23 protein-coding genes are annotated in these 24,262 nt (G+C 63.3%); 7 read left to right on the forward strand and 16 right to left on the reverse strand.

Annotated elements, in window-relative coordinates; genetic code table 11:
- Positions 1–3: 3 nt before the first annotated feature.
- The 4 genes from LY284_RS14990 to ychF all read right to left on the reverse strand — a co-directional run bounded on the left by LY284_RS14990 (position 4) and on the right by ychF (position 4,625).
- Positions 4–1,131 carry a DUF748 domain-containing protein gene (locus LY284_RS14990; protein ID WP_045451140.1) on the reverse strand — a complete coding sequence of 376 codons (1,128 nt, stop codon included), beginning with the start codon at positions 1,129–1,131 and terminating at the stop codon, positions 4–6.
- 121 nt (positions 1,132–1,252) lie between these two features.
- Positions 1,253–2,920, reverse strand: a complete 1,668-nt coding sequence (ettA, locus tag LY284_RS14995) for an energy-dependent translational throttle protein EttA (RefSeq protein WP_045451137.1) — start codon at positions 2,918–2,920, stop codon at positions 1,253–1,255.
- A gap of 155 nt (positions 2,921–3,075) precedes the next feature.
- A complete protein-coding gene (locus LY284_RS15000; protein WP_045452217.1) occupies positions 3,076–3,378 on the reverse strand; it encodes a DUF3761 domain-containing protein in 303 nt (100 codons plus the stop codon).
- Positions 3,379–3,530: 152 nt separating this feature from the next.
- A complete protein-coding gene (gene ychF, locus LY284_RS15005) occupies positions 3,531–4,625 on the reverse strand; it encodes a redox-regulated ATPase YchF (RefSeq protein ID WP_045452214.1) in 1,095 nt (364 codons plus the stop codon).
- A gap of 200 nt (positions 4,626–4,825) precedes the next feature.
- Between ychF and LY284_RS15010 the strand changes: the two genes are divergently transcribed.
- From LY284_RS15010 to LY284_RS15025, 4 genes are all read left to right on the forward strand, one after another.
- Positions 4,826–5,998, forward strand: coding sequence for a UbiH/UbiF family hydroxylase (locus tag LY284_RS15010; protein WP_233386883.1), 1,173 nt, complete (start codon positions 4,826–4,828; stop codon positions 5,996–5,998).
- A gap of 57 nt (positions 5,999–6,055) precedes the next feature.
- Positions 6,056–6,787 (forward strand): DsbC family protein, encoded by a 732-nt coding sequence (locus LY284_RS15015; protein WP_041730684.1) that lies wholly within the window; start codon positions 6,056–6,058, stop codon positions 6,785–6,787.
- A 157-nt stretch (positions 6,788–6,944) separates the two neighbouring features.
- Positions 6,945–8,765, forward strand: coding sequence for a M61 family metallopeptidase (locus LY284_RS15020; protein ID WP_233386886.1), 1,821 nt, complete (start codon positions 6,945–6,947; stop codon positions 8,763–8,765).
- 142 nt (positions 8,766–8,907) lie between these two features.
- Complete coding sequence (locus LY284_RS15025; RefSeq protein ID WP_014192369.1) at positions 8,908–9,504, forward strand: FMN-dependent NADH-azoreductase; 597 nt, start codon at positions 8,908–8,910, stop codon at positions 9,502–9,504.
- A 108-nt stretch (positions 9,505–9,612) separates the two neighbouring features.
- On the opposite strand, the gene LY284_RS15030 is transcribed toward LY284_RS15025, so the two are convergent.
- The 8 genes from LY284_RS15030 to rpe form a co-directional block, all read right to left on the reverse strand.
- Positions 9,613–10,395, reverse strand: a complete 783-nt coding sequence (locus LY284_RS15030) for a uracil-DNA glycosylase (protein ID WP_233386888.1) — start codon at positions 10,393–10,395, stop codon at positions 9,613–9,615.
- A gap of 2 nt (positions 10,396–10,397) precedes the next feature.
- Positions 10,398–11,045, reverse strand: a complete 648-nt coding sequence (locus LY284_RS15035; protein ID WP_053568831.1) for a CYTH domain-containing protein — start codon at positions 11,043–11,045, stop codon at positions 10,398–10,400.
- 21 nt (positions 11,046–11,066) lie between these two features.
- Positions 11,067–11,852, reverse strand: a complete 786-nt coding sequence (gene trpC / locus LY284_RS15040; RefSeq protein ID WP_233386890.1) for an indole-3-glycerol phosphate synthase TrpC — start codon at positions 11,850–11,852, stop codon at positions 11,067–11,069.
- An 11-nt stretch (positions 11,853–11,863) separates the two neighbouring features.
- Complete coding sequence (trpD, locus tag LY284_RS15045) at positions 11,864–12,895, reverse strand: anthranilate phosphoribosyltransferase (protein WP_014192365.1); 1,032 nt, start codon at positions 12,893–12,895, stop codon at positions 11,864–11,866.
- Positions 12,896–12,897: 2 nt separating this feature from the next.
- Positions 12,898–13,482, reverse strand: coding sequence for an aminodeoxychorismate/anthranilate synthase component II (locus LY284_RS15050; protein WP_014192364.1), 585 nt, complete (start codon positions 13,480–13,482; stop codon positions 12,898–12,900).
- 12 nt (positions 13,483–13,494) lie between these two features.
- Positions 13,495–14,991: an anthranilate synthase component I gene (trpE, locus tag LY284_RS15055; protein WP_041730681.1), complete on the reverse strand. Its 1,497-nt coding sequence runs from the start codon at positions 14,989–14,991 to the stop codon at positions 13,495–13,497.
- A gap of 353 nt (positions 14,992–15,344) precedes the next feature.
- Positions 15,345–16,085: a phosphoglycolate phosphatase gene (locus tag LY284_RS15060; protein WP_053568830.1), complete on the reverse strand. Its 741-nt coding sequence runs from the start codon at positions 16,083–16,085 to the stop codon at positions 15,345–15,347.
- Positions 16,082–16,777 (reverse strand): ribulose-phosphate 3-epimerase, encoded by a 696-nt coding sequence (gene rpe / locus LY284_RS15065; protein ID WP_233386900.1) that lies wholly within the window; start codon positions 16,775–16,777, stop codon positions 16,082–16,084. The genes LY284_RS15060 and rpe overlap by 4 nt, the downstream gene beginning before the upstream one ends.
- Positions 16,778–16,990: 213 nt before the next feature.
- Here rpe and apaG point away from each other — a divergent pair, with 213 nt between their 5' ends.
- Positions 16,991–17,365, forward strand: coding sequence for a Co2+/Mg2+ efflux protein ApaG (gene apaG / locus LY284_RS15070; RefSeq protein ID WP_041730679.1), 375 nt, complete (start codon positions 16,991–16,993; stop codon positions 17,363–17,365).
- Between the two features lie 97 nt (positions 17,366–17,462).
- Positions 17,463–18,704 (forward strand): murein transglycosylase A, encoded by a 1,242-nt coding sequence (locus LY284_RS15075; RefSeq protein WP_233386902.1) that lies wholly within the window; start codon positions 17,463–17,465, stop codon positions 18,702–18,704.
- A 60-nt stretch (positions 18,705–18,764) separates the two neighbouring features.
- On the opposite strand, the gene paaK is transcribed toward LY284_RS15075, so the two are convergent.
- The 4 genes from paaK to paaN all read right to left on the reverse strand — a co-directional run bounded on the left by paaK (position 18,765) and on the right by paaN (position 23,243).
- Complete coding sequence (paaK, locus tag LY284_RS15080; RefSeq protein WP_233386911.1) at positions 18,765–20,063, reverse strand: phenylacetate--CoA ligase PaaK; 1,299 nt, start codon at positions 20,061–20,063, stop codon at positions 18,765–18,767.
- Positions 20,064–20,132: 69 nt separating this feature from the next.
- The gene (gene paaI / locus LY284_RS15085) at positions 20,133–20,519 is read right to left on the reverse strand and encodes a hydroxyphenylacetyl-CoA thioesterase PaaI (protein WP_231927744.1); all 387 of its coding nucleotides are present in this window, start codon (positions 20,517–20,519) and stop codon (positions 20,133–20,135) included.
- A 64-nt stretch (positions 20,520–20,583) separates the two neighbouring features.
- Positions 20,584–21,375 (reverse strand): 2-(1,2-epoxy-1,2-dihydrophenyl)acetyl-CoA isomerase PaaG, encoded by a 792-nt coding sequence (paaG, locus tag LY284_RS15090; RefSeq protein ID WP_233386919.1) that lies wholly within the window; start codon positions 21,373–21,375, stop codon positions 20,584–20,586.
- Positions 21,376–21,533: 158 nt separating this feature from the next.
- Complete coding sequence (gene paaN / locus LY284_RS15095; protein WP_233386929.1) at positions 21,534–23,243, reverse strand: phenylacetic acid degradation protein PaaN; 1,710 nt, start codon at positions 23,241–23,243, stop codon at positions 21,534–21,536.
- A gap of 136 nt (positions 23,244–23,379) precedes the next feature.
- Here paaN and LY284_RS15100 point away from each other — a divergent pair, with 136 nt between their 5' ends.
- Positions 23,380–24,156 carry an enoyl-CoA hydratase gene (locus LY284_RS15100; RefSeq protein ID WP_233386931.1) on the forward strand — a complete coding sequence of 259 codons (777 nt, stop codon included), beginning with the start codon at positions 23,380–23,382 and terminating at the stop codon, positions 24,154–24,156.
- The last annotated feature ends 106 nt before the right edge of the window (positions 24,157–24,262 follow it).

The raw sequence follows: 24,262 nt of genomic DNA on the forward strand, positions 1-24,262 counted from the left end.
GCGCTACTGCCCCAACAGATTCTTCAGCGCGTTGCCGATGCCCCGCACCGTATCGCCGGCGCCGCGCGCGACGCCTTCCGCGCTCACGCCAAGCGCCTTCGCAAAACCCGCCGCGAGCTTCTTCGACAGACTTTCGTTGAGCGAGAACTTCGGATCGCGCAAATCGCCGTCGAGCACGAAATCGAGCTTGATCTGTTCCTTGCGATTACTCAGCGCGGCGATCGCGGCCTTGGTCGGAATCGAGAGGAAGGTGTCGAGCGGATTGCCCGTATCGCTGATCTGCAGGTGATTCAGCGTGAGCGTGCCCGGCGCGTGGATGCGGTAGTCCTTCACGGTGGCGTCGACGACCAGATCGATGGTGCCGCCCGTCACCGCCGCTTTCGCGCCCGCTTTCTTCAGCAGATACGGATCGAGCGTCGCGACATCGACATTGCGCAGGGTCGCGCGCGTCTGCGAGTCCTTGTTCGCAATCACCATCCAGCCGCCCCAGGTCACGGTGCCCGTGTGCGACGGGCCTTTGATGGAGCCGGTCATCGTGAGTTCGGTGCGGTCGGTGAGGGCGGGCAGGCGAATATGCTCGACCGTGGCGCGCGCATCGCCGATCAGCACGCGGTACGGCGGATTCTGCACGGTGCTGTCGTAGAACTCCATCGAACCGCGCTCGAACGACACGCGATCGATCAGCTTTTCTTCTTGCGCGTGCTTTTCGCGTTCCGTGTTTCCGGGCCTGGCATCGGCTTCGCTCGCCGTTTCCTTGAGGCCCGGCAGCATGCGCACGCGCCCATCGGCCGAGCGGACGATCGAAAGATAATAATTGTCGACGCTCACGCTGCGCAGATGAATCGGTCTGGATATGAGCGAGCGCATATCGACGTCGAGCACGATGCGTTCGGCGCGCATCGCGTCGTTAGTCGGCCAGTCTTTCGGGCCGCGCAGGCGCACGCGCGAGAGCGTCACATGACCGAAGCCGACATCGATTTCCTCGACCGAACCGTTCGGGCCGAGCGTCTCGATGATGCGCTCCTTCATCTGATGCACGACGAAGAGCCAGCCGCCGATGCTTAATACGGCGAGCGCCACGACGATCCCGATTGCCCAAAGCGCTCCCCGCTGCGCGCTCGATCCCGCCATCTGCGTGTGTCTCCTCTTATCGATGTCCGCTCGAAAAAAAAGCGGCGACTGCGTCGTACACAGTCGCCACTTTTGTGCCTGATGTCGGTGCGCGCGCCCGCATAGGCCTTTTCTTCAGAGCTTAGCGCGTGATCGGCTTGTAGCGCAGACGCTTCGGCTTCGCGGCCTCTTCGCCGAGACGCTTGCGCTTGTCGGCCTCGTATTCCTGATAGTTGCCATCGAAGAATTCGACGTGCGAATCGCCTTCGAACGCGAGGATGTGCGTCGCGATGCGGTCGAGGAACCAGCGATCGTGCGAAATCACCATCACCGAGCCGGCGAATTCGAGCAGCGCGTCTTCGAGCGCGCGCAGCGTTTCGACGTCGAGATCGTTTGACGGCTCGTCGAGCAGCAGCATGTTGCCGCCCGCGATCAGCGTCTTCGCGAGATGCAGCCGCCCGCGCTCACCGCCCGACAGATTCCCGACGAGCTTTTGCTGATCGCTGCCCTTGAAGTTGAAGCGGCCGATATACGCGCGCGACGGCGTTTCGTACTTGCCGACCGTGAGGACATCCGCCCCGCCGGAGATCTCTTCGAAGACGGTTTTATCGCCGCCGAGCGCGTCGCGGCTCTGATCGACGTACGCGAGCTTGACCGTCGGTCCTTTGACGATTTCGCCCGAATCCGGCTGCTCCTTGCCGGTCAGCATGCGGAACAGCGTGGACTTACCCGCGCCGTTCGGCCCGATGATGCCGACGATCGCGCCTGCCGGAATCTTCATGCTGAGATTGTCGATGAGCAGGCGATCGCCATACGCCTTGCTGACGTTCTTGAACTCGATGACTTCATTGCCGAGCCGGTCGCCGACCGGAATGAAGATTTCCTGCGTTTCGTTGCGCTTCTGATATTCCTGGCTGTTGAGCTCTTCGAATCGCGCGATACGCGCCTTCGATTTCGCCTGACGTCCCTTCGGATTCTGGCGCACCCATTCGAGTTCTTTCTTGATGGCTTTCTGACGCGCGGATTCGCTCGCTTCTTCCTGCTTCAGGCGGTCTTCTTTCTGATCGAGCCAGCTCGAATAATTGCCCTTCCACGGAATGCCGTGGCCGCGGTCGAGTTCGAGAATCCATTCGGCGGCGTTATCGAGGAAGTAGCGATCGTGCGTGACCGCGACGACCGTGCCCGGATAGCGCGTCAGGAACTGTTCGAGCCACTCGACGGATTCGGCGTCGAGGTGGTTGGTCGGTTCGTCCAGCAGCAGCATGTCGGGCTTTTGCAGCAGCAGCTTGCAGAGCGCGACGCGGCGCTTTTCACCGCCCGACAGGTGTTCGATTTTCGCGTCCCACGCGGGCAGGCGCAGCGCGTCCGCGGCGACTTCGAGCTGTTGCTCGGGGCTGCCGCCGTCGCTGGTCGCGAGAATGGCTTCGTATTTCGCCTGTTCGGCGGCGAGCTTGTCGAAGTCTGCGTCGGGTTCGGCGTAGGCGGCGTAGATTTCGTCGAGTTTTTTCTGCGCTTCGAAGACATCGCCGAGACCTTGTTCGACGGCTTCACGCACGGTCTGCTGCGGATCGAGCTGCGGTTCCTGCGGCAGATAGCCGATGTTCAGGTTGGGCATCGGCGTGGCTTCGCCTTCGATGTCCTTGTCGACGCCGGCCATGATGCGGATCAGCGTGGATTTGCCCGAACCGTTCAGGCCGAGCAGGCCGATCTTCGCGCCGGGGAAGAACGAGAGGGAGATGTCTTTCAGGATCTGACGCTTCGGCGGGACGATCTTGCCGACGCGGTTCATGGTGAAGACGTATTGGGCCATGTCCAGTGTCTGTGATGGTGTGATGGAGGGTGCGAACGTCCTGCGTTCGATGCGAGTCGGTGGCGCGGTCTGGCGCGCATTCCCGAGGCGGCGTCAGGCGGCGCGGGCGGGATCAAGTCGCATTGTACTTCGCGGTGCGGCCGGTCACTTATCGGTCACTGCCAGCTCGCTACGCCGCCGTGGCGCGAGCATGTGCCGCTGTGGTGCTGGCTGAAGCTGTAGGTGCCGTCGCGGCACTGGGCGCTCGCGCCTTGCGGAACGGCGCCGGAGCGGGAGTGCGCGGGCGAGTGGACGGAGTTGCCGTCGCGGTTGATGTAGTGGCCGTGGGAATCGAGGTCGGATTCGTCGGGTTGGGGTTGATACTGGTAGGCGTTGCCGCGATAAGCGAACGCGTCGGGTGTCCACGCGGCGTTGGCCACGACGAGCGCGGCGATTGCGAAGGCGCGCAGTGCGCGCATCGGGGTGAGTCTCTTCATTTTTGTTGTTCTCTCTTTGTTTTTCTGAAGCGCGGTGTTGCGCTGCCTCGTCCGCATAAGAAAAAAGCGGAGTGCCTATGAAAAGACACTCCGCTTTGCGAGACAAGCAGCTTTGACGCTTGTTATGTCGAACGTCAGACGTTAAACAAAAAGTTCATCACATCCCCGTCATGCACGACATATTCCTTCCCTTCCGCCCGCATCTTCCCGGCCTCTTTAGCCCCTTGTTCGCCCTTATACGCGACATAGTCATCGAACGAAATCGTCTGCGCGCGAATGAACCCGCGCTCGAAGTCCGTATGAATCGCACCAGCCGCTTGCGGCGCCGTATCGCCGATATGAATCGTCCACGCGCGCACTTCCTTCACGCCCGCCGTGAAATACGTCTGTAGCCCGAGCAGCTTGAAACCCGCGCGAATCACGCGGTTCAGACCCGGCTCGTCCATGCCCATATCGGCGAGGAATTCCTGCTTGTCGGCATCGTCGAGATCGGCGATTTCCGCTTCGATCGCCGCGCACACCGCGACCACCGGCGCATTCTCCGCTTCCGCATGCTTGCGCACCGCGTCGAGATACGGATTGTTCTGGAAGCCGTCGTCCTTCACGTTCGCGACGTACATCGTCGGCTTCGACGTGATCAGGCAAAGCGGCTTGATCGTCAACTGTTCTTCGTCCGTGAGCGAAAGGCCGCGCACCGGCTTCGCCTGGTCGAGCTGCGCGCGCACTTTTTCGAGCACGGCGACGAGCTTCGCGGCTTCCTTGTCGTTGCCCGACTTCGCCGCCTTCGAATAACGCGTGTACGCCTTCTCGACAGTCGCGAGATCGGCGAGCGCGAGTTCGGTGTTGATGACTTCGATATCCGCGATCGGGTCGATCTTGCCCGCGACGTGGATCACGTTCTCGTCTTCGAAGCAGCGCACGACGTGCGTGATCGCATCCGTTTCGCGGATGTTCGCGAGGAACTGATTGCCGAGGCCTTCACCCTTCGACGCGCCCGCGACCAGACCTGCGATATCGACGAATTCGACCACCGCCGGCAGAATGCGCTCGGGCTTCACGATCTCGGCCAGCGCGGTCAGACGCGCGTCCGGCACTTCGACCACGCCGACATTCGGCTCGATCGTGCAGAACGGATAATTCTCGGCGGCGATGCCCGCCTTGGTCAAAGCATTGAAAAGCGTGGACTTGCCGACGTTAGGCAAGCCGACGATGCCGCATTGGAGGCTCATGGAATCCTTCGAACTGGTGTCACGGCGCTGCGCCGCGCGGGTTTCGTCAAAATGGTGCGCGATGGGTCGGCAAAAAATTCCGCCCATGCGGCGGCCGCGTCCCGCGGCCAGGCAAACCGCTATTGTACCGCCGCGCATACGCGTGCAAGCGTCGTCCGCTGCCGCCAATCCCGTCCGAACCCCACGGCTATAATGCCCGCATGACTCCGCATCCCCTTAAATTTCACGCCGTGGTCGTCGGTGGCGGGCTCGTCGGCAAGACGGCCGCGCTCGCGCTTGCGCAATCCGGGCTGCGCACCGCGCTCGTCGCATCGCGCGTGGCCGGCCTGCCGCCGGGCGCCGCGTTCGATTCGCGCATCTACGCGCTGTCGTCGAGTTCGCAGACGCTGCTGGAACGACTGCGCGTCTGGCAAGCGCTCGATCGCTCGCGTCTCGGCCCCGTGTTCGACATGCGGGTGTTCGGCGACGCCCACGCGGAACTGCATTTCTCGGCGTTCCAGGCGTCGGTGTCGCAGCTCGCGTGGATCGTGGAATCGTCGCTGATCGAGCAATCGCTCGATACCGCGCTGCGCTTTCAGCCGAGCCTCTCGTGGTTCGAATCGCGCGCGCAGGGCATGACGGTCGAGTCCGACGCTGCGCACGTCGCGCTCGCAAGCGGCGAGATGCTCGAAACGGATCTGATCATCGGCGCGGACGGCGCGCATTCCTGGGTGCGCGCGCAAATGGGCGCGAAGATGAACCGGCGCGATTACCGGCAAACGGGCGTCGTCGCGAACTTCAAGGTCGAAAAGCCGCACGGCGAGACGGCGTATCAATGGTTTCGCGACACCGAAATCATCGCGCTGCTGCCGTTGCCGGGCGATCACGTGTCGCTCGTCTGGTCGGCGCGCACGGAGCACGCGGACGAACTGCTCGCGCTCGATCCCGCGCAACTCGCCGCGCAAGTCGAGCACGCGACGCAAAACATGCTCGGCGCGCTCGACTGCGTCACGCCCGCGCAGGGTTTTCCGCTCGGGCTGCAGACCGTCGACAAGCTGGTCGCGCCGCGCGTCGCGCTCGTCGGCGATGCCGCTCACCTGATTCATCCGCTCGCGGGGCAGGGCATGAACCTCGGCCTGCGCGACGTCGCCGCGCTCGCGGATGTCATCGCGAACAAGGAGTCGTTCCGCGATCTCGGCGATCCCATTTTGCTGCGCCGCTACGAACGCGCGCGCCGCGAAGACATTCAGAAGCTCATGTTCGCAACCGATGGCCTGCAGCGTCTCTTCGCCGTGCCGGGCACGCTCGCGCGCGCAGTCCGCAACACGGGCATGGCGTTCGTCGGCGCGCAGCCGCTCGTCAAGCGCTGGCTGGTGTCGGCGGCGCTTGGCTGAAAACACACACTCGCGGGCGCGACGCCGCGCGAAACATAGCGACCCACAGGAAACCGCATGAAAACCATTTCCCGCTTTGCCCTCGCGACGGCCGCCGCATTCGCCGTGACGCTCGGCCTGGGCTGCTCGGCGCAGGCCGACCAGACCACCGACAAACTCAAATCGACGCTGGAATCGCGCATGGGCGACGCCACCGTCAAGAGCATCCAGAAGACCGAGATTCCGGGCCTCTACGAAGTGAATCTCGGCTCGCAGATCGTCTATAGCGATGCGACCGGCAACTACGTGCTGATTGGCGATCTCGTCGATACGCGCAGCAGCCGGAATCTCACCGAAGCGCGGCTCGCGGAAACCAACAAGATCGATTTCGCGAAGCTGCCGCTCGAAAACGCGGTGAAGGTCGTGAAGGGCAACGGCAGCCGCAAGATCGCGGTGTTTTCCGATCCGAATTGCCCGTACTGCAAGCAGCTCGAATCGACGCTGAAGTCCATCGACAACGTGACCGTCTACACCTTCCTGTATCCGGTCCTCTCGCCCGATTCGACGGCCAAGTCGAAGTCGATCTGGTGCTCGAAGGATCGCGGCATGACGTGGGAAAGCTGGATGCTCGATCACAAGGCGCCGAGCATGGCGGCATCGTGCGACACGACCGCCATCGACAAGAATCTGAAGCTCGGCCGCTCGATGAACGTCACCGGCACGCCAACCGTGTTTCTCGCCGATGGCCGGCGTCTGCCGGGCGCCGTGCCCGCCGACCGGCTCGAAAAAGAACTGTCCGCCGTGCGCTGAGCGCGAGGCGAAACGAGGAAGGGAGGCGCGTCATGCGCCTTCTCTGTTTTTACGGCCTTGCTTTTGCGAAAGCGCAGCGTAAAGAAGCAAGGCGCCGGACGCGCTCGTTCACGTTCATTCTCGAGCGCACGTCCAGAACAAGAACAAGGACATCGAGATGACATCGCTCATGCAAGCCGCGCAGCCCGTGCGCTACAGCATCGTTCCGAAAAATCCCGCCGCGCATCTCTTCGAAGTGACGCTGACGGTCGCCGAGCCCGATCCCGCCGGCCAGCGTTTCATGCTGCCGGTCTGGATTCCGGGCAGCTACATGATCCGCGAGTTCGCGCGCAATATCGTGACGCTGCAGGCGTTCAACGCGGCCGGCCGCAAGATCGCCATCGAAAAAATCGACAAGCACGCGTGGCAGGCCGCGGCAACCGACGGTCCGATCATGCTGCGCTACGAGGTCTACGCGTGGGACATGTCGGTGCGTGCCGCGCATCTCGACGATACCGTCGGCTTCTTCAACGCCACGAGCACGTTCCTCGCCGTGGAAGGGCAGTCGGGCGCGCCATGCATCGTCGATATCCAGCCGCCGCAGGGCGGGGCGTACCGCAACTGGCGCGTCGCCACCGCCTTGCCGGAAGCGCGCGGCACGAAGCGCTACGGCTTCGGCGCGTATGAAGCGGCGAACTACGACGAACTCGCCGATCATCCCGTCACGCTCGGCGAATTCGCGCTCGGCAGCTTCAGCGCGCACGGCGTGAAGCACGACATCGTGATCTCGGGGCGCGTGGTCAGTCTCGACATGAACCGTCTCGCGGCGGATCTCAAGCGCGTGTGCGAAGCGCAGATTGCGCTTTTCGAGCCGCGCACGAAGAAAGCGCCGATGGACCGCTACGTGTTCATGACCGTCGCCGTGAGCGATGGCTACGGCGGCCTGGAGCATCGCGCATCGACGGCGCTGATCTGCAATCGCACGGATCTTCCGGTGCAGGGCCGGCCGGAAATGACCGACGGTTATCGGACGTATCTCGGCCTGTGCAGCCATGAGTATTTCCATACGTGGAACGTGAAGCGCATCAAGCCGGCGGCGTTCGCGCCCTACGATCTGTCGCAGGAAAATTACACGACGCTGCTGTGGCTCTTCGAAGGCTTCACGTCGTACTACGACGATCTGATGCTCGTGCGCAGCGGCCTGATTTCGACGGGCGATTACTTCAGCCTGCTTGGGAAGACGATCGGCGGTGTTCTGCGCGGCAGCGGGCGGCTCAAGCAATCCGTCGCGCAAAGCTCATTCGACGCGTGGGTGAAGTACTACCGCGCCGACGAAAACGCGCCGAACGCGATCGTCAGCTATTACCAGAAGGGCTCGCTCGTCGCGCTCGCATTCGATCTCTCGATTCGCGCCCAAACCGACAACCGCAAATCGCTCGACGACGTGATGCGCCTTCTGTGGCAGCGCTACGGCCGCGATTTTTATCACGGCAAGCCGCGCGGCGTGCGGGAGGAAGACATCGAGGCGCTTTTCGCCGAAGCGACGGGCGCGGACCTGCGCTCGCTTTTCCGCGAAGGCGTGCGCGGCACGCGCGATTTGCCGCTCGACGCATTGTTCGAGCCGTTCGGCATTGCGCTCGCCCCGGATTTGCCGGGCAACGGTGCGTCGCTGAAACCGACGCTCGGCGCGCGCGTGCGCGGCGGCGCGGATTGCACGCTGGCGGTCGTCCACGAGGGCAGCGCGGCGCAGAAGGCGGGATTGTCGGCGGGCGACGTGCTCGTCGCTATCGACGGGCTGCGCGTCACCGGATCGAATCTCGACGCGCTGCTGTCGCGCTACGTGCCGGGCGCGAAGGTGGAAGTGCATGCCTTCCGCCGCGACGAACTGCGCCGCACCGAACTGAAGCTCGATGGTCCTGAAATCGCGCGTTATGCGCTCACGGCCATCGACGGGCGCGGACCGTCGAAACAATGGCGCGAGCGCTGGCTGAAAGGCTGAGCGGGGGAAGGTGGCGGATTGTTCCACCAGTGCAACGATCCGTCACAATCGGATGGCTTTTTCCCGAGGGTCGAAATGAGAAGAATGCTTCCTAAGCCGGACGCCTGAGGCGCCCGAAACCTCACAGAGATAGGAAGCCATCATGACGACGATTCTGCAAATCAACTCCGCCGCCCGTTCGCAAGGCGCTCAATCGACGCTGCTCGCCGACGAACTGACCGCGAAACTGCAACAAAGCAATCCGGGCTCGAAGGTGGTCGTGCGCAATCTGCTGGGCGACGCGATCCCTCACCTGGACGACGCCACGCTCGGCGCGTTCTTCACGCCCGCCGATCAGCGCACCGCGGAACAAGCCGCGATCAACGCGAAGAGCGAAGCGCTGATCGCCGAGCTGCAAGCTGCGGATATCGTCGTGATCGCCGCGCCGCTTTACAACTTCGGCATTTCGTCGCAACTGAAGACGTATTTCGACTGGATCGCGCGTGCCGGCATCACGTTCAGCTACACCGCGAACGGCCCGGAAGGTCTCGTTAAGGGTAAGAAGGTGCACGTCGTGTCGGCGCGCGGTGGCAAGTACGCGGGTACCCCGAACGATTCGCAAACGCCCTTCCTCAAGACGTTCCTCGGCTTCCTCGGCATGACCGACGTGAACTTCATCTACGCCGAAGGCCTGAACATGGGGCCGGAAGCGGCAGGCGCGGCGCTGGCGTCGGCGCGTGAGGCGATCGCGGCGGTTTAAGCGGTTCTGTTCCAGCAAAAAACCCCGCGTGTGAACTGCACCCCAAAAGTTGGACACCCGTTCAACGATTTGGGGTGTTTTTTCATGAGGGCGGGGTTTTTTGCGTTTTTAGGCCAGCAATTCGGGCGCGGCGGGCAATCGCCAGTCGATCGGTTCGCGGCCGCATTTCGTCAGATAGTCGTTCGCGAGCGCGAAATGTCCGCAACCGAAGAATCCGCGATACGCCGACAGCGGGGACGGATGCGCCGACTCCAGCACGCAATGCGATTTCGCGGTTCCATCGATCAGCCCGCGCTTCGCTTGCGCGTGCGCGCCCCAAAGCATGAACACGAGCCCGTCGTGACGCATCGCCATTTCGTGGATGAGCGTATCGGTGCATTGCTCCCAGCCACGCTTCGCATGGCTTCCCGCCTTGTCGCGCTCGACGGTCAGCGACGTGTTGAGCAGCAGCACGCCTTGCTTCGCCCACGAATCGAGACAACCGTGCGCGGGCGCGGGAAAGCCCAGGCTCGCGTGAATTTCCTTGAAGATATTGCGCAGCGACGGCGGCGGGCGCACCGGCGCGGGCACCGAAAACGCGAGTCCGTGCGCTTGCGGCGCGCCCTTGTCCTCGCCGTGATACGGGTCCTGGCCGAGGATCACGACTTTGACGTCGGCGGGATTCGTGAGACGCAGCGCGCGAAAGACATCGGCGGGATAGACCGTTTTGCCGGCGGCGCGCTCGGCATCGACAAATGCGCACAGCGCTGCGTAATGCGTGCCGCCGATGAACGGCTTCAGATGCTTGCGCCAGTCGGCGGGCAGCGCGTCGAACTGGCTTTCGAGCGTCGGAACGTTCGACGGTGCGCTCGCGGCTTCGTTATCCGCGAAGAGCGAAGGCTGTCGGCTCATGCTCAGGCGTCGCGTGTCTTGCCGGCGGGCTGCTCGCGCAGCAGATAGCCGCGCTGCGCCTTGCTCTGATCTTCGGGCGTGAGTTCGGGGAACGCACCGCGCAGTTCCGCCGCGAGCATCGAGAGCGCGCTTTCTTCGCCCGATTTCAATTCCAGTTCGAGTTCGCTGATTTCCGCGCGACGCGTCTTGCCGTCGACTTCGGCGGTGATCTCGCCGAGATCGAGCGCCACTTCGATCTGCGAGCCCTCGCGTTCGATATCCCACACGATGCGGCGAACGTTCGTCTTGAAGAGCGCGATGAGATCGGGCGCGGCGCGTTCCAGCGCATCGCACGCATCCTCGCTTTCGCAGGCGGCGAGCAGCGCGTCGATGTCGAGCGCTTCGCCCGCGACCGGCAATTCCCACTCGTGCCGGCTGCTCAGGCCGCCGACCGTCTTGCCGAGCGTCTTGTACGTCTGCAGCCATTCATCCGGCGTGCGGCGCAGGCGCAGCGCGGCTTTCGCCTTCGCGAGCGCGCAGTCCGGCGTATCGAAATAGACGTTGGCGAGCTCGATCGGCTTGCCCGCGCCGGTGCGTTCGTCGAAGAAGCGCGCGATGTCGTCGTGCTGCGACGGCGCGAGCGCGAGCTTGAGTTCCCGTTCGATACCCAAAATACGGTCCTTTCGATGAATTCAGAAGAACATGCGCGCAAGCTCGGCGCCCGGATCGTCGGCGCGCATGAACGCCTCGCCGACGAGGAACGAGTGCACGCGCATGGCGCGCAGCCGGTCCACGTCGACACGCGACAGAATGCCCGACTCCGTCACGACGATGCGGTCGTCCGGAACGCTTTCCAGCATGCCGATGGTCGTCTCGATCGTCGTTTCGAAGGTGCGCAGGTTGCGGTTGTTGATGCCGATGAGCGGCGTCTTGAGCGTGAGCGCGTCGCGCAGTTCGTCGGCGTCGTGCACTTCGACCAGCACCGCGAGGCCGAGCGAATGCGCGTAGGCTTCGAGATCCTGCATTTGCGAGAGTTCGAGCGCGGCGGCGATCAGCAGGATGCAGTCCGCGCCCATCGCGCGCGCCTCGATGATCTGATACGGATCGATGATGAAGTCCTTGCGCAGCACCGGCAGGCTGCACGCGGCGCGCGCTTCCTCCAGATACGCGACGCTGCCTTTGAAGAACTGCACGTCGGTGAGCACCGAAAGACAGGCGGCGCCGCCCTTTTCGTACGAACGCGCGATGTCGGCGGGCACGAAATGCTCGCGCAGCACGCCCTTCGACGGGCTCGCTTTCTTCACTTCCGCGATGACGGCGGCCTGATTCGCCGCATGCTTCGCGCGCAACGCGCCGACGAAATCGCGCAGGTCGCGCGAACTGGCTTCGAGCTTCAGCTCTTCGAGCGGCGCGCTTTGCTCCGCGGCCCGAATTTCCTCGCGCTTGACCGCGATGATGCGATCCAGAATGTCACTCATGTTGGCTTCCGTTATTTCTTCGCGAATTGCTGCGTGAATTTCACGAGCACGTCGATCTTCTCGCGCGCCGCGCCGCTTTCGATCGCTTCGCGCGCGGCGGCCATGCCGGCTTCGATCGTATCGACGACATCCGCGGCATAAAGCGCCGTGCCCGCATTCAATGTGACGATTTCGCGCGCCACGCCCGCCTTGTTGTTCAGCGCGCCGAGCAGCATGGCCTTCGACTCCTGCGCGTCCTGCACTTTCAGCGTGCGATTCGACACCATCTGCAGGCCGAAATCCTCGGGGTGGATCTCGTACTCCGTGACTTCACCGTTCTTCAGCTCGCCGACCTTGGTGGCTGCGCCGAGCGAGACTTCGTCCATACCGTCCTTGCCGTACACGACGAGCACGTGTTTCGCGCCGAGACGCTGCATCACGCGCACCTGTATGCCGACCAGATCTTCGTGGAACACGCCCTGAAGCTGATTCGGCGCGCCCGCCGGGTTCGTGAGTGGCCCGAGGATATTGAAGATGGTGCGCACGCCGAGTTCGCGGCGCACCGGCGCGATGTTCTTCATCGCCGGATGATGATTCGGCGCGAACATGAAGCCCATGCCGGTTTCGGCAATCGACGCGGCCACTTGTTCCGGTGTCAGATCGATGTTGACGCCGAGCGCTTCGAGCACGTCCGCGCTGCCGGATTTGCTCGACACGCCGCGATTGCCGTGCTTCGCGACCTTCGCGCCTGCCGCTGCCGCCACGAACATCGACGCGGTGGAAATGTTGAAAGTATGCGAGCCGTCGCCGCCGGTTCCGACGATATCGACGAAATTCGAGTTGTCCTCGACTTCGACATGATTCGCGAACTCGCGCATCACGGTGGCGGCCGCGGCGATCTCGCCGATGGTTTCCTTCTTGACGCGCAAGCCGGTGATGATCGCGGCGGCCATCACGGGCGACATCTCGCCGCGCATGATCTGGCGCATCAAGTGCAGCATTTCGTCGTGGAATATCTCGCGATGCTCGATCGTGCGCTGCAGCGCTTCCTGTGCGGTGATCATGTTTACGCTCGCTTTCCGGTCGTGGTGTTCTTGACGAAGTTTTCGAGCAGCGCGTGGCCGTGCTCGGAAAGAATCGATTCCGGATGGAACTGCACGCCTTCCACTTCCAGTTCACGGTGACGAACACCCATGATTTCACCATCCGGCGTCCATGCGGACACTTCGAGACAGTCGGGCAAAGACTCGCGCTCGATTGCGAGGGAGTGATAGCGCGTCACGTTGAAGTGTTTGGGCAAATCGGAGAACACGCCTTTACAGTCGGTTTCGATCTGGCTCACCTTGCCGTGCATGATGGTCTGCGCGCGCACGACGCGGCCGCCGAATGCTTCGCCGATCGCCTGATGGCCGAGGCACACGCCGAGAATCGGCAGCTTGCCGGAGAACTCGCGCAGCACGTCGAGCGTGATGCCCGCGTGTTGGGGATTGCTCGGTCCGGGCGAAAGGCAAATGCGCTCGGGATTCAGCTTCGCGATGTCATCGAGCGTGATTTCGTCGTTGCGATACGTGTGCACGTCGCAGCCGAGTTCGCCGAAGTACTGGACCAGGTTGTAGGTGAAGGAATCGTAGTTGTCGATCATCAGCAGCATGGTCTTGTCTCCTCAGAAGTCGCTGTCGAGGCCGTCTTGCACTTGCTCGGCGGCGCGCAGCACGGCGCGCGCTTTATTCTCGGTTTCTTGCCATTCGGATTCCGGCACGGAGTCCGCCACGACGCCCGCCGCTGCCTGAACGTAGAGATTGCCCTTGTGGATGAGGCCGGTGCGGATCGCGATGGCCAGGTCCATCTCGCCGCTGAACGAGAGATAGCCGACTGCGCCGCCGTACAGTCCGCGCTTGACCGGCTCCAGTTCGTCGATCAGTTCCATCGCGCGGACCTTCGGCGCGCCGGACAGCGTGCCGGCCGGGAACGTCGCGCGCAGCACGTCGAAGTTGCTCATGCCGTCCTTCAACTTGCCTTCGACCGAACTCACGATGTGCTGAACGTGCGAATACTTTTCGATGATCATCTTGTCCGTCACCGAAACCGAACCCGTCTGCGCGATGCGGCCCACGTCGTTGCGCGCGAGGTCGATCAGCATCACGTGCTCGGCAACTTCCTTCGGATCGTTCAGCAGTTCGGTGGCAAGTTCCGCGTCGCGTTCCGGCGTATTGCCGCGCGGGCGCGTGCCGGCGAGCGGGCGGATCGTCACGATGCGATCTTCCGCGCGCTTTTCCTGCCGCACGAGAATTTCCGGCGATGCGCCGACCACGTGAACATCGCCGCCGAAGTTGTAGTAGTACATGTACGGCGACGGATTCAGCGAACGCAGCGCGCGATACAGCGAAAGCGGGTTGTCGCGGAACGGCTTGATGAGACGCTGGCCGACCTGCACTTGCATCAGCTCGCCTGCGGCGATGTATTCCTTCGCCTTGCGCACGGCGTTCAGATAGTCGTCCTTCTTGAACTCGCGGAACGTCTCGGTGCGCACGCTCGACGATGTCACCGGCGGCTGCACGGTGACACGCAGACGCGCGCGCAGTTCGCGCAGACGATGCTTCGCCTTGGCATACGCTTCGGGCTTCGTCGGATCGGCGTAGACGATCAGATAGAGCTTGCCCGCGAGGTTGTCGATGACCGCGACTTCTTCGGTGAGCAGCAACTGGATGTCGGGAAGATTGAGATCGTCGGGCGGCGCCGTGTGCGCGAGCTTCTTCTCGATATAGCGCACGGCGTCGTAGCCGAAATAACCGGCGAGACCGCCGCAAAAACGCGGCAGGCCGGGCCGCGTCGCGACCTTGAAGCGCTTCTGATAGCGCTCGATGAACGCGAGCGGATCGCCTTCGTCCGTTTCGACGACGTTGCCGTCCGTGAGCACCTGCGACTTGCCGTTCTGCACGCTGACGATCGTGCGCGCCGGCAAGCCGATGAACGAGTAGCGCCCGAAGCGCTCGCCGCCCACGACGGATTCGAGCAGAAACGAGTTGGCGCCATTGCGCTCGGTTTGCGCGAGCTTGAGATACAGCGAGAGCGGCGTTTCGAGGTCGGCGAGGGCTTCGGCAATGAGCGGAATGCGGTTGTAGCCTTCGTTCGCCAGCGATTGGAATTCGAGTTCGGTCATGTTGCGATCCTTTATCGACACGCGCGTTCTTGGGCGGCGCGGCATCGGGGAGAGCTGGGGACGCTGCGGTCGGCCGTATCCCGTGATGATCGCACACGAAGGCCTCGCCGCTTCAGATCAGCGGCTGACCTGAGACGGAGCGGCGCACGCACGAGCGAAGCTCGACGGGTTGCGATTCGACGGAAACGGCGCAGAGAGATGCGCAGCGAAACAAAAAACGGATGCTGAAGCGCGATCGGAAGATGGCTTCAGCGCACCTCGGGCGAGGTTAGCGCGACCAGCGACGCCAGGGCCAGGCTCCCCGGTCGATGCTGCTCAGACTCCGTTTTCTGTTGAGAAACATGTGGATGGACTTATTCAGTCAGTGTGGTGTCCGGCGGCGCCAATGTGGCGGCAATCGCCAGTGCTGCAGTGCGCAGCGAGGAAACTATACCATCGGATTTCACCGACTGTACAGGCTTCCCATGGTTGTAACCGTACGGAACCGTCAAGGTTGCGAGGCCTGCCGCACGCCCCGCGAGCGCATCGTTCTCCGAATCGCCGACCGCCACCGTTTCGCGCGGCAATACGTCCAGCCGTTCGCATGCGGTGAGCATGGGCAGCGGATCGGGCTTCTTCGCGGGAAGGGAGTCGCCGCCCAGAATCACCTTGAAGAAATCCGCGATGCCGAAGTGCGCGAGCAACTCCACGGCGAACCGATGCGGCTTGTTGGTCACGCACGCGAGCGCGATGCCGCTTTCGCGCATCGCGACGAGACCTTCCTTCACTTCGGGAAAGAGCGCCGAATGCTTGCCGTTGACCTTCGCGTATTCGCTTTGATAGATCGCGAGCGCATCGTCGAACTGCGCCGCCGCCTGGGACGGCGACAGGCGCACCGCCAGCACGCTGCGAATCAGATTTTCCGAGCCCTTGCCGACATAGTCCGTGACTTCCTCGCGTGTGACGTGCTGTTCGATGCCGATGCGCGCGAGCATGGCGTTCAGCGCGGCGACGAAATCGTCCGCGGTATCGACCATGGTGCCGTCGAGATCGATGATCGCCGCGCGGATCGGACGGTTCACGAAAGGCGGCTGCGCCGCTGCGATCTCGCTCATGCTTTCGCTCCCGATTCGGCTTTCGCCAGTTCCGCGCGCATCGCGTCGATGACCTGCTTGTAGTCGGGCTTGCCGAAAATGGCCGAGCCGGCGACGAACGAGTCGGCGCCGGCCGCCGCGATTTCCGCGATGTTGTCGGCCTTCACGCCGCCGTCGACTTCGAGATGGATCTCGCGGCCCGTGCGATCGCGATACGCATTGATGCGCGCGCGCGCCTCGCGCAGCTTGTTGAGCGCTTCGGGAATGAACGACTGTCCGCCGAAACCCGGGTTGACCGACATGATCAGCACGAGATCGACCTTGTCCATCACGTGATCCAGATAATTGAGCGGCGTCGCGGGATTGAACACGAGCCCCGCCTTGCAGCCGTGATCGCGGATCAGCGACAGCGTGCGGTCGATGTGATCCGAACCTTCCGGATGAAAACTGATCACATTGGCGCCGGCTTTCGCGAAATCGGGCACGATGCGGTCAACCGGACGCACCATCAGATGCACGTCGATGGGAACGTCGACGTGCGGGCGGATGGCCTCGCACACCATCGGGCCGATCGTGAGATTCGGCACGTAGTGGTTGTCCATGACGTCGAAGTGGATCCAGTCGGCGCCAGCGGCGACGACGTTGCGGACTTCCTCGCCAAGGCGGGAGAAATCGGCGGACAGGATGCTGGGAGCGATGTGGAATTGCGCCATGGACGTATGCGGGTAGCGGCCTAAAGCCGTGATTTTAACCCGCGTTTTTAGATCGGGTCGCTCGTCCGAACGGCCAACGGGCGAGCGCGGATGTGGCGTCTCGCCGCCAAGCGTGTTGCGGGCGCGGCCTGCATCAAGCAGAATGCCAGACGAAATAGCGGCGCGCCCGCGTCAGCCGGCGCAGCGGCCAATCGAATGGGAATTGGAACAACGATGAGCCAGTACGAATTCAGCGTTTCCGTGGAGACGCGGTATTTGCCGGAACAGTCCGACCCGGATAGCCGCCAGTATGCGTTCGCCTACACGCTGACGATTCGCAACACCGGCCAGGTCGCGGCGCAACTGATTTCGCGGCACTGGATCATCACCGACAGCAACAATCACGTGCAGGACGTGAAGGGGCTCGGCGTTGTTGGACATCAGCCGCTCTTGCCGCCGGGCGAACAGTTCGAATACACGAGCTGGGCCGTGATCGCGACGCCGGTCGGCACGATGCGCGGCGAGTATTTCTGCGTGGCGGAAGATGGCGAGCGCTTCGAAGCGCCCATAGCGGAATTTGCGTTGCATATGCCGCGCACGCTCCACTGAGCGAAGACTCGCGGCACGCGGCGCAACTCAGCGCCGATTGGCTGGATCGTTCGAGCGGTTCTGGTTTTTCTTCTTGCCCGATGCCGTCCACACGACGATGAAGATCAGCAAGGCGAGCGCCACGAGCGACTCGAGCGCAAAAATAAGCATTGGATATTCGTCGAACAGATCAGACATGGCGGTTCCCATCAAGAACGAGCATTGTATGCGTTTCGCGCGGCCGACCGCGCGTGTGGCGGCCTGGGCCGCATCGATTGCAACCGCTGTCCTGCTGGCCTCGTGCGGCGGCGGCAGCTACGTGAAGCCTGGCCCCGCCACCGCGACGAGCACGCCGATTACCACCGGCCAGCGCGCCGCGTCGCGGCTGACGGCGGTAAGCTGGCAGCAGGTGCCGGGCTGGCAGGACGATTCGCTGATCGGCGCAACGGCCGCGCTGCGTCAGAACTGCAGCCGGCTCGCGCGTCAGACCAACTGGCAGAGGGCGTGCGCGGCGGCGCTGCGGCTCGATGACCTCGACATGTCGGCGGCGCGCAGCTTCTTCGAAACGTACTTCACGCCATTTCAGCTTGCCAATACCGACGGCACGCTCGACGGTCTCGTGACCGGCTATTACGAGCCGCTTCTGCGCGGCTCGCGCACGCGTCACGGCATATATCAGTACGCGCTTTATCGCTGGCCGTACAAGTACAAGCCGGGTTCGGCGTTGCCCGTGCGGGCGCAGCTCGAACGTTCGGGCGTCTTGAACGGCAACGAGCTCGTGTGGGTGGACGATCCGATCGAAGCGTTCTTCCTGCAGGTGCAGGGTTCGGGACGCGTCACGATGGAAGACGGCAGCGTGATGCGCGTTGGCTTCGGCGGTACGAACAATCAGCCGTATCGATCCATCGGCAAGGAACTGCTCGATCGCGGCGAACTGACGCCCGCGCAGGCGACGATGCAGGGCATCAAGGCATGGGCGAAGGCGAACCCGGCGCGCGTCGATGCGCTGCTCGATGTGAATCCGCGCTTCGTGTTTTTCCGCGAGATGCCCGCGAACGACACGGTCACGGCAAGTCTCGGCGATGGCCCGGTGGGCGCGCTCGGTGTGCCGTTGACGCCCGAGCGTTCGATCGCCGTCGATCCCTCGGCGATTCCGCTCGGCACGCCGGTGTTCCTGCAGACGACGCGTCCGCTCAGCAATCAGCCGATGAACCGCCTCGTGTTCGCACAGGACACCGGTTCAGCGATCAAGGGCGGTGTGCGCGCGGACTACTTCTGGGGTCTCGGCGACGATGCGGGCGATCTCGCAGGCCGCATGAAGCAGGGCGGCAGAATGTGGTTGCTGATGCCGAATTCCTGATTCGGTCTGGTGATTTTCCGAAAAGCTCGCGGCCCGCAAGGTCCGCGAGCTTTTTTGATGCTATTTATTGCGCCGGTCGATCACGCGCCGCGCCTTGCCGACCGAACGTTCGATGCCGTTCACCGCGAGCACGTTCACCACGGCGCTTACGCCGATCAACGCCTTGATGTCGTAGGCGAGCGCGGCCTTCGCGCTGTCGAGCGCGGCGAGATCGGGCGCCGACTCCGGGCAAGGTTCCACGTTCAGGGTCAAAACGTCGAGCGGACCTTCCTTCGTGAGTACGATCTGATAATGCGGCGCGAGCACCGGACGCTTCAGCAGCAATTCTTCGATCTGGGTCGGGAACACGTTGACGCCGCGAACGATCATCATGTCGTCTGAGCGGCCGGTGATCTTTTCCATACGGCGCATCGTGCGCGCGGTGCCGGGCAGAAGGCGCGTCAGATCGCGCGTGCGATAGCGGATGATCGGCAGCGCTTCCTTCGTGAGCGACGTGAAGACGAGCTCGCCGAATTCGCCGTCGGGCAACACTTCGCCGGTTTCGGGATTGATGATCTCCGGATAGAAGTGATCTTCCCAGATCGTCGGGCCGTCCTTGGTTTCGGCGCATTCCGACGCGACGCCCGGGCCCATCACTTCGGAGAGTCCGTAGATATCGACCGCGTCGATGCCCATGCGCGTTTCGATTGCGCGTCGCATGTCGTTCGTCCATGGCTCCGCGCCAAAAATGCCGATCCGCAGCGAGCAGGCCGCCGGATCGAGACCTTGACGCTCCAGTTCGTCCGCGATCGACAACATGTAGCTCGGCGTGACCATGATGATGTCAGGCCGGAAGTCCTGGATCAGTTGCACCTGCTTCTCGGTCTGCCCGCCGCCGAAAGGAATGACCGTGAGCCCCGCACGCTCCGCGCCGTAGTGCGCGCCGAGACCGCCGGTGAAGAGCCCGTATCCATAGCTCACGTGGACCTTGTCCCCGCGGCGTGCGCCGGCGGCTCGAATGGAGCGCGCCACGAGATTCGCCCAGTTGTCGAGATCCTGCGTCGTGTAGCCGACGACCGTTGGCTTGCCCGTCGTGCCGGACGATGCGTGAATGCGCGAGACGCGCTCCTGCGGCACCGCGAACATGCCGAAGGGATAGTTGTCGCGCAGGTCTTTCTTGGTCGTGAAGGGAAAGCGCGCCAGATCCGAAAGCGACGTGACTTCATCCGGATGGACGCCGGCTTCGTCGAACTTGCGCCGGTACACCGGCGAATTGTCATAGGCGTGTTTGAGCGACCATTTGAGGCGCTCCAGCTGCAGCGCCGCGAGTTCGTCGCGGCTCGCCTTCTCGATCGGATCGAGCGGCAGCGGTGTGGTCATTACTGTCTCCTTGATGCTGACTTCTCGGCGCGGCCTTTGCATGCCGCGTCCGTTATATGAACGAGCCCGTCACGCGGGGATCACGGTGCCTCGAATCTGAGCGGACTTGCCGCGGAACATCGCGACCGCTTCGCCTTCCCGGTTCGTCACGCGGATATCGTAAATGCCGGTGCGCCCGCTCAACGTCTGCTCGATCGCTTCCGCGGTCAGACGGTCGCCGCCTTGCACGGGGCGCAGAAATTCGATCGAGCAGCCCGCCGCAACGGTGCTGATGTTGTACGAGTTGCAGGCGAAAGCGAACGCGGAGTCCGCCAGCGTGAACATGAGACCGCCGTGGCAAATCGCATGACCGTTGAGAAAATCCGGGCGAACGTCCATTTGCAGCCGCGCGTAGCCCGGCCGCACTTCGATCAATTCGATGCCGAGCGCGCGCGAGCAGGCGTCGGATTCGTACATGGCCTTGGCCGTGGCTTCCGCGAGTTGTTGTGGCGTCACGGGTGTCTCCGGATTTGGTTGATTCTCACAGACCTTCGAAGCGCGGCGCGCGCTTTTCCTTGAATGCGGCCACGCCTTCGATGTAGTCGGGCGACGCGCCCAGTTCGCGTTGCAGATCGCGTTCGAGGTCGAGTTGCTGGTCGAACGTCTTGTTGGCGCTCGCGCGGATGGCCTGCTTGATCGCGACGACGGCGCGCGCGGGCTGTTGCGCGAGTTGGGCGGCGAGTTGCGCCGCCGCTTGCTGCAGTTCGCCGTCCTCGACGACGCGCCATACAATTCCCCAGGCCTCCGCCTTTTCAGCGCTGAGTTTTTCGCCTGTCAGCGCGAGGCCGAGCGCGCGCGCCTCGCCCATGCGGCGCGGCAGGAGCCACGTTCCGCCCGAGTCGGGCACGAGGCCGATCTTCACGAATGCCTGGATGAAACTCGCGGATCGCGCCGCGACGACGAGATCGCACGCCATGGCGAGGTTCGCGCCGGCGCCGGCGGCCGTGCCGTTCACGGCTGCGATGATCGGCAGGCGCATGGCCTGCAGCCTGCGAACCAGCGGATTGAAGAACTCGTCGATGAGATCGCCGAGATCCGACATCGAACCGGGCGTGAAATCGAGATCCGCCAGGTCTTGGCCCGCGCAGAAACCGCGGCCCGCGCCAGTAATGACCAGCGCCCGCGCGTTGCCGGCCTCGATTTCAGTGAGCGCCTCGTTCAACTCGCGATGCATCGCGCGCGTGAAGCTGTTCAGCTTGTCCGGACGATTGAGCGTGAGCGTCGCGACACGCGTCTCGCTATCGATGCGGAACAACACGGACTTCTCTGTCATTGCTTCTCCTATGTCGCCGAGTCCAGCCGCGACGGCTGCTGCCGACCGGTTTCTCTACCTTCCGATACTAGCCGCGCGGCGGACTGCTTTCCATTCGGCCGAAGGGCATAAGCCGTTTGCACGGCGTTCGCCCTTCGTGCTCTCGTCGTCGCTTGGGCTTATGCCGTTTGGCCAGCTTCCGCCGGCGCGGCCATCGGCGCAACATGGACCCGGCTCTGCACCACGCGGAAGCGGTTCGCGACGAAAGCGGCGTCGGAGAGCGCGGCGTTCGCCGCCGGGTTCGCGCCCGTGCCGTGGAAGTCCGAGAAGGCTGCGGTCTGATTGACGAACACGCCGCCCGTGAGATTGATCGAGAGTGCCACGCCGCCCTCGATGGCCGCTTCGTGCGCGGCTTCGATCACCTTGTCGTCGGTACTGTAGGCAGCGAACGTCAATGCGCCGTGCGTGCGCGCGATCGAGCCGGCGAGGTCGAGCGATTGCGCGGTCGAGTCGGTGGCGACGATGAACGAAATCGGGCCGAACCATTCCTTCGTGAACTTGGCTTCGTCGGTTTTCGCGTCGAGCTTGAGAATGAGCGGCGTAAGCACGCGTGCTTCAGGAAACGCCGGGTGCGCGAGGGATTGGCTATCGAGCAGGATCTCGCCGAGCGCCCGGGCTTCGTCGAGGCGGCTCGCCACGCCGTCGTTCTGAATCGCGCCCGTGAGTTCGACGGCACGCGCCGGATCGGATGCCAGCTTCCCGACGGCGCCCGCGATGGATTTCGCGACATCGTCGAAACTGAGATGGCCTTCGGCCGTGCGGATGCCGTCGCGCGGCACGTAGATGTTCTGCGGCGCCGTGCACATCTGGCCGGAATAAAGCGCGAGCGAGAAGGCGATGTTGCGCGCGGCGGCTTTCATGTCATCCACGGAATCGATGACGATCTGATTCACGCCCGCCTTCTCGGTGTAGACCTGCGCCTGATGCGCATTGCGTTCGAGCCAGTTGCCGTTTTGGGTGCTGCCCGTGAAGTCGATCAGCTTGATTTCCGGACGGACGGCCAGCGCCTGAACGAGTGCGCCGTCGTTGGGTTCGGTCGCGAGCAGGGTGACAACGTTCGGATCGAAGCCGGCTTCGCGAAGCACGTCGCGCGCGATGCGCACGGTGATGGCGAGCGGCAGGATCGCGCCCGGATGCGGTTTGACGATGACGGCGTTGCCGGTCGCGAGATCGGCGAACATGCCCGGATAGCCGTTCCACGTCGGAAACGTGCAGCAGCCGAGCACGAGCCCGGTGCCGCGCGGGACGATGGCAAAGCGCTTTTGCATCGCGAGCGGCGGGTTCTTGCCTTGCGGCTTTTCCCAATGCGCTTCAGCGGGGATGCGGCGCAACTGGTCCCACGCATAGACCACGGCTTCGAGCGCGCGGTCCTGCGCGTGCGGGCCGCCGGCCTGGAACGCCATCATGAAGGCCTGGCCGGTCGTATGCATGACGCTGTAGGCGATCTCGAAACTGGCGTGATTCAGACGCGACAGGATTTCGAGACTGACGCCAACCCACGCCTTCGGGCCGGCGGCGCGCCAGCCAGCCTGCGCAGCGCCAGCGGCTTTGATGAGGGCGTCGGGATCGGCTTTCGGATAGCGGATGTCGAGCGCGATGCCGAACGGCGAGCGTTCCTTGCCGACGGTGTCGCCCGTCGAAGGCTGATCGAGTTCGAACGTCTTGCCGAAGTGCGCCTTGAACGCGGCTTCGCCGTCGGCGTTGGCCGTTTCCCCGTACACTTTGGGACTCGGCATTTCGGCAAACGGGCTCCAGTAGCCGCGCGTTTCGATGGCTGCGAGCGCTTTGTCGAGCGTCGCTTCGTGCTTCGTGAATAGCGGATGTGTCATGGTCGCGAGAAGAGTAGGGGAAAAGGTGCCGGGCCTAATAATTAACCGACCGGTTGGTTGGTGATGGTAGCATTATCGAGATGCTGTGACGATGTCTTTTCATTAGGGCTTACCTGAGGGTAGAGAGGGGGAGTGAATGGCTTACGAGAATCTGCTGGTCGAAACGCGTGATCGGGTTGGACTCATCACGCTCAACCGCCCGAAAGCGCTCAACGCACTGAACGACGCGCTCATGGACGAACTGGGTGCAGCGCTCAAGGCGTTCGACGCCGACGAAAACATCGGCGCGATCGTGTTGACCGGTAGCGAAAAGGCGTTCGCCGCGGGGGCGGACATCGGCATGATGGCGAGCTATTCCTATATGGATGTCTATAGGGGCGACTACATCACGCGCAACTGGGAGGCGATCCGCACGATTCGCAAACCGGTCATTGCCGCAGTGGCCGGCTTCGCGCTGGGCGGCGGTTGCGAGCTTGCGATGATGTGCGACATCGTCATTGCCGCCGACACCGCCAAATTCGGCCAGCCGGAGATCAAGCTCGGCGTGATTCCGGGTGCGGGCGGCACGCAGCGTCTGCCGCGCGCCGTTTCGAAGGCCAAGGCGATGGACATGTGTCTGACCGCGCGGATGATGGATGCCAGCGAAGCCGAGCGCGCTGGACTGGTGTCGCGTATCGTCGGGGCGGATCGTCTGCTCGATGAGGCCATCGAAGCCGCGACGATCATCGCCGAATTCTCCTTGCCGGCCGTGATGATGGCCAAGGAGGCCGTCAACCGCGCGTACGAGACGACGTTGGCGGAAGGCGTGCATTTCGAGAGGCGTCTGTTCCATTCGTTGTTCGCCACCGAGGATCAGAAGGAAGGCATGGCGGCCTTCGTCGAGAAGCGCAAGCCTGTTTTCAAGCATCGGTGATTTCTATCGAGAAAGCGCTTGCGCTTGTCGATCTCACTCACTAGAATTCCGTTCCTTCGCGATTCGATGAACGCGAAGGAACGGGAGAGCGGTATCGGTTGGTGTG

The organism is Caballeronia sp. PC1 (assembly GCF_021353155.1).
GTDB lineage: Bacteria > Pseudomonadota > Gammaproteobacteria > Burkholderiales > Burkholderiaceae > Caballeronia > Caballeronia cordobensis.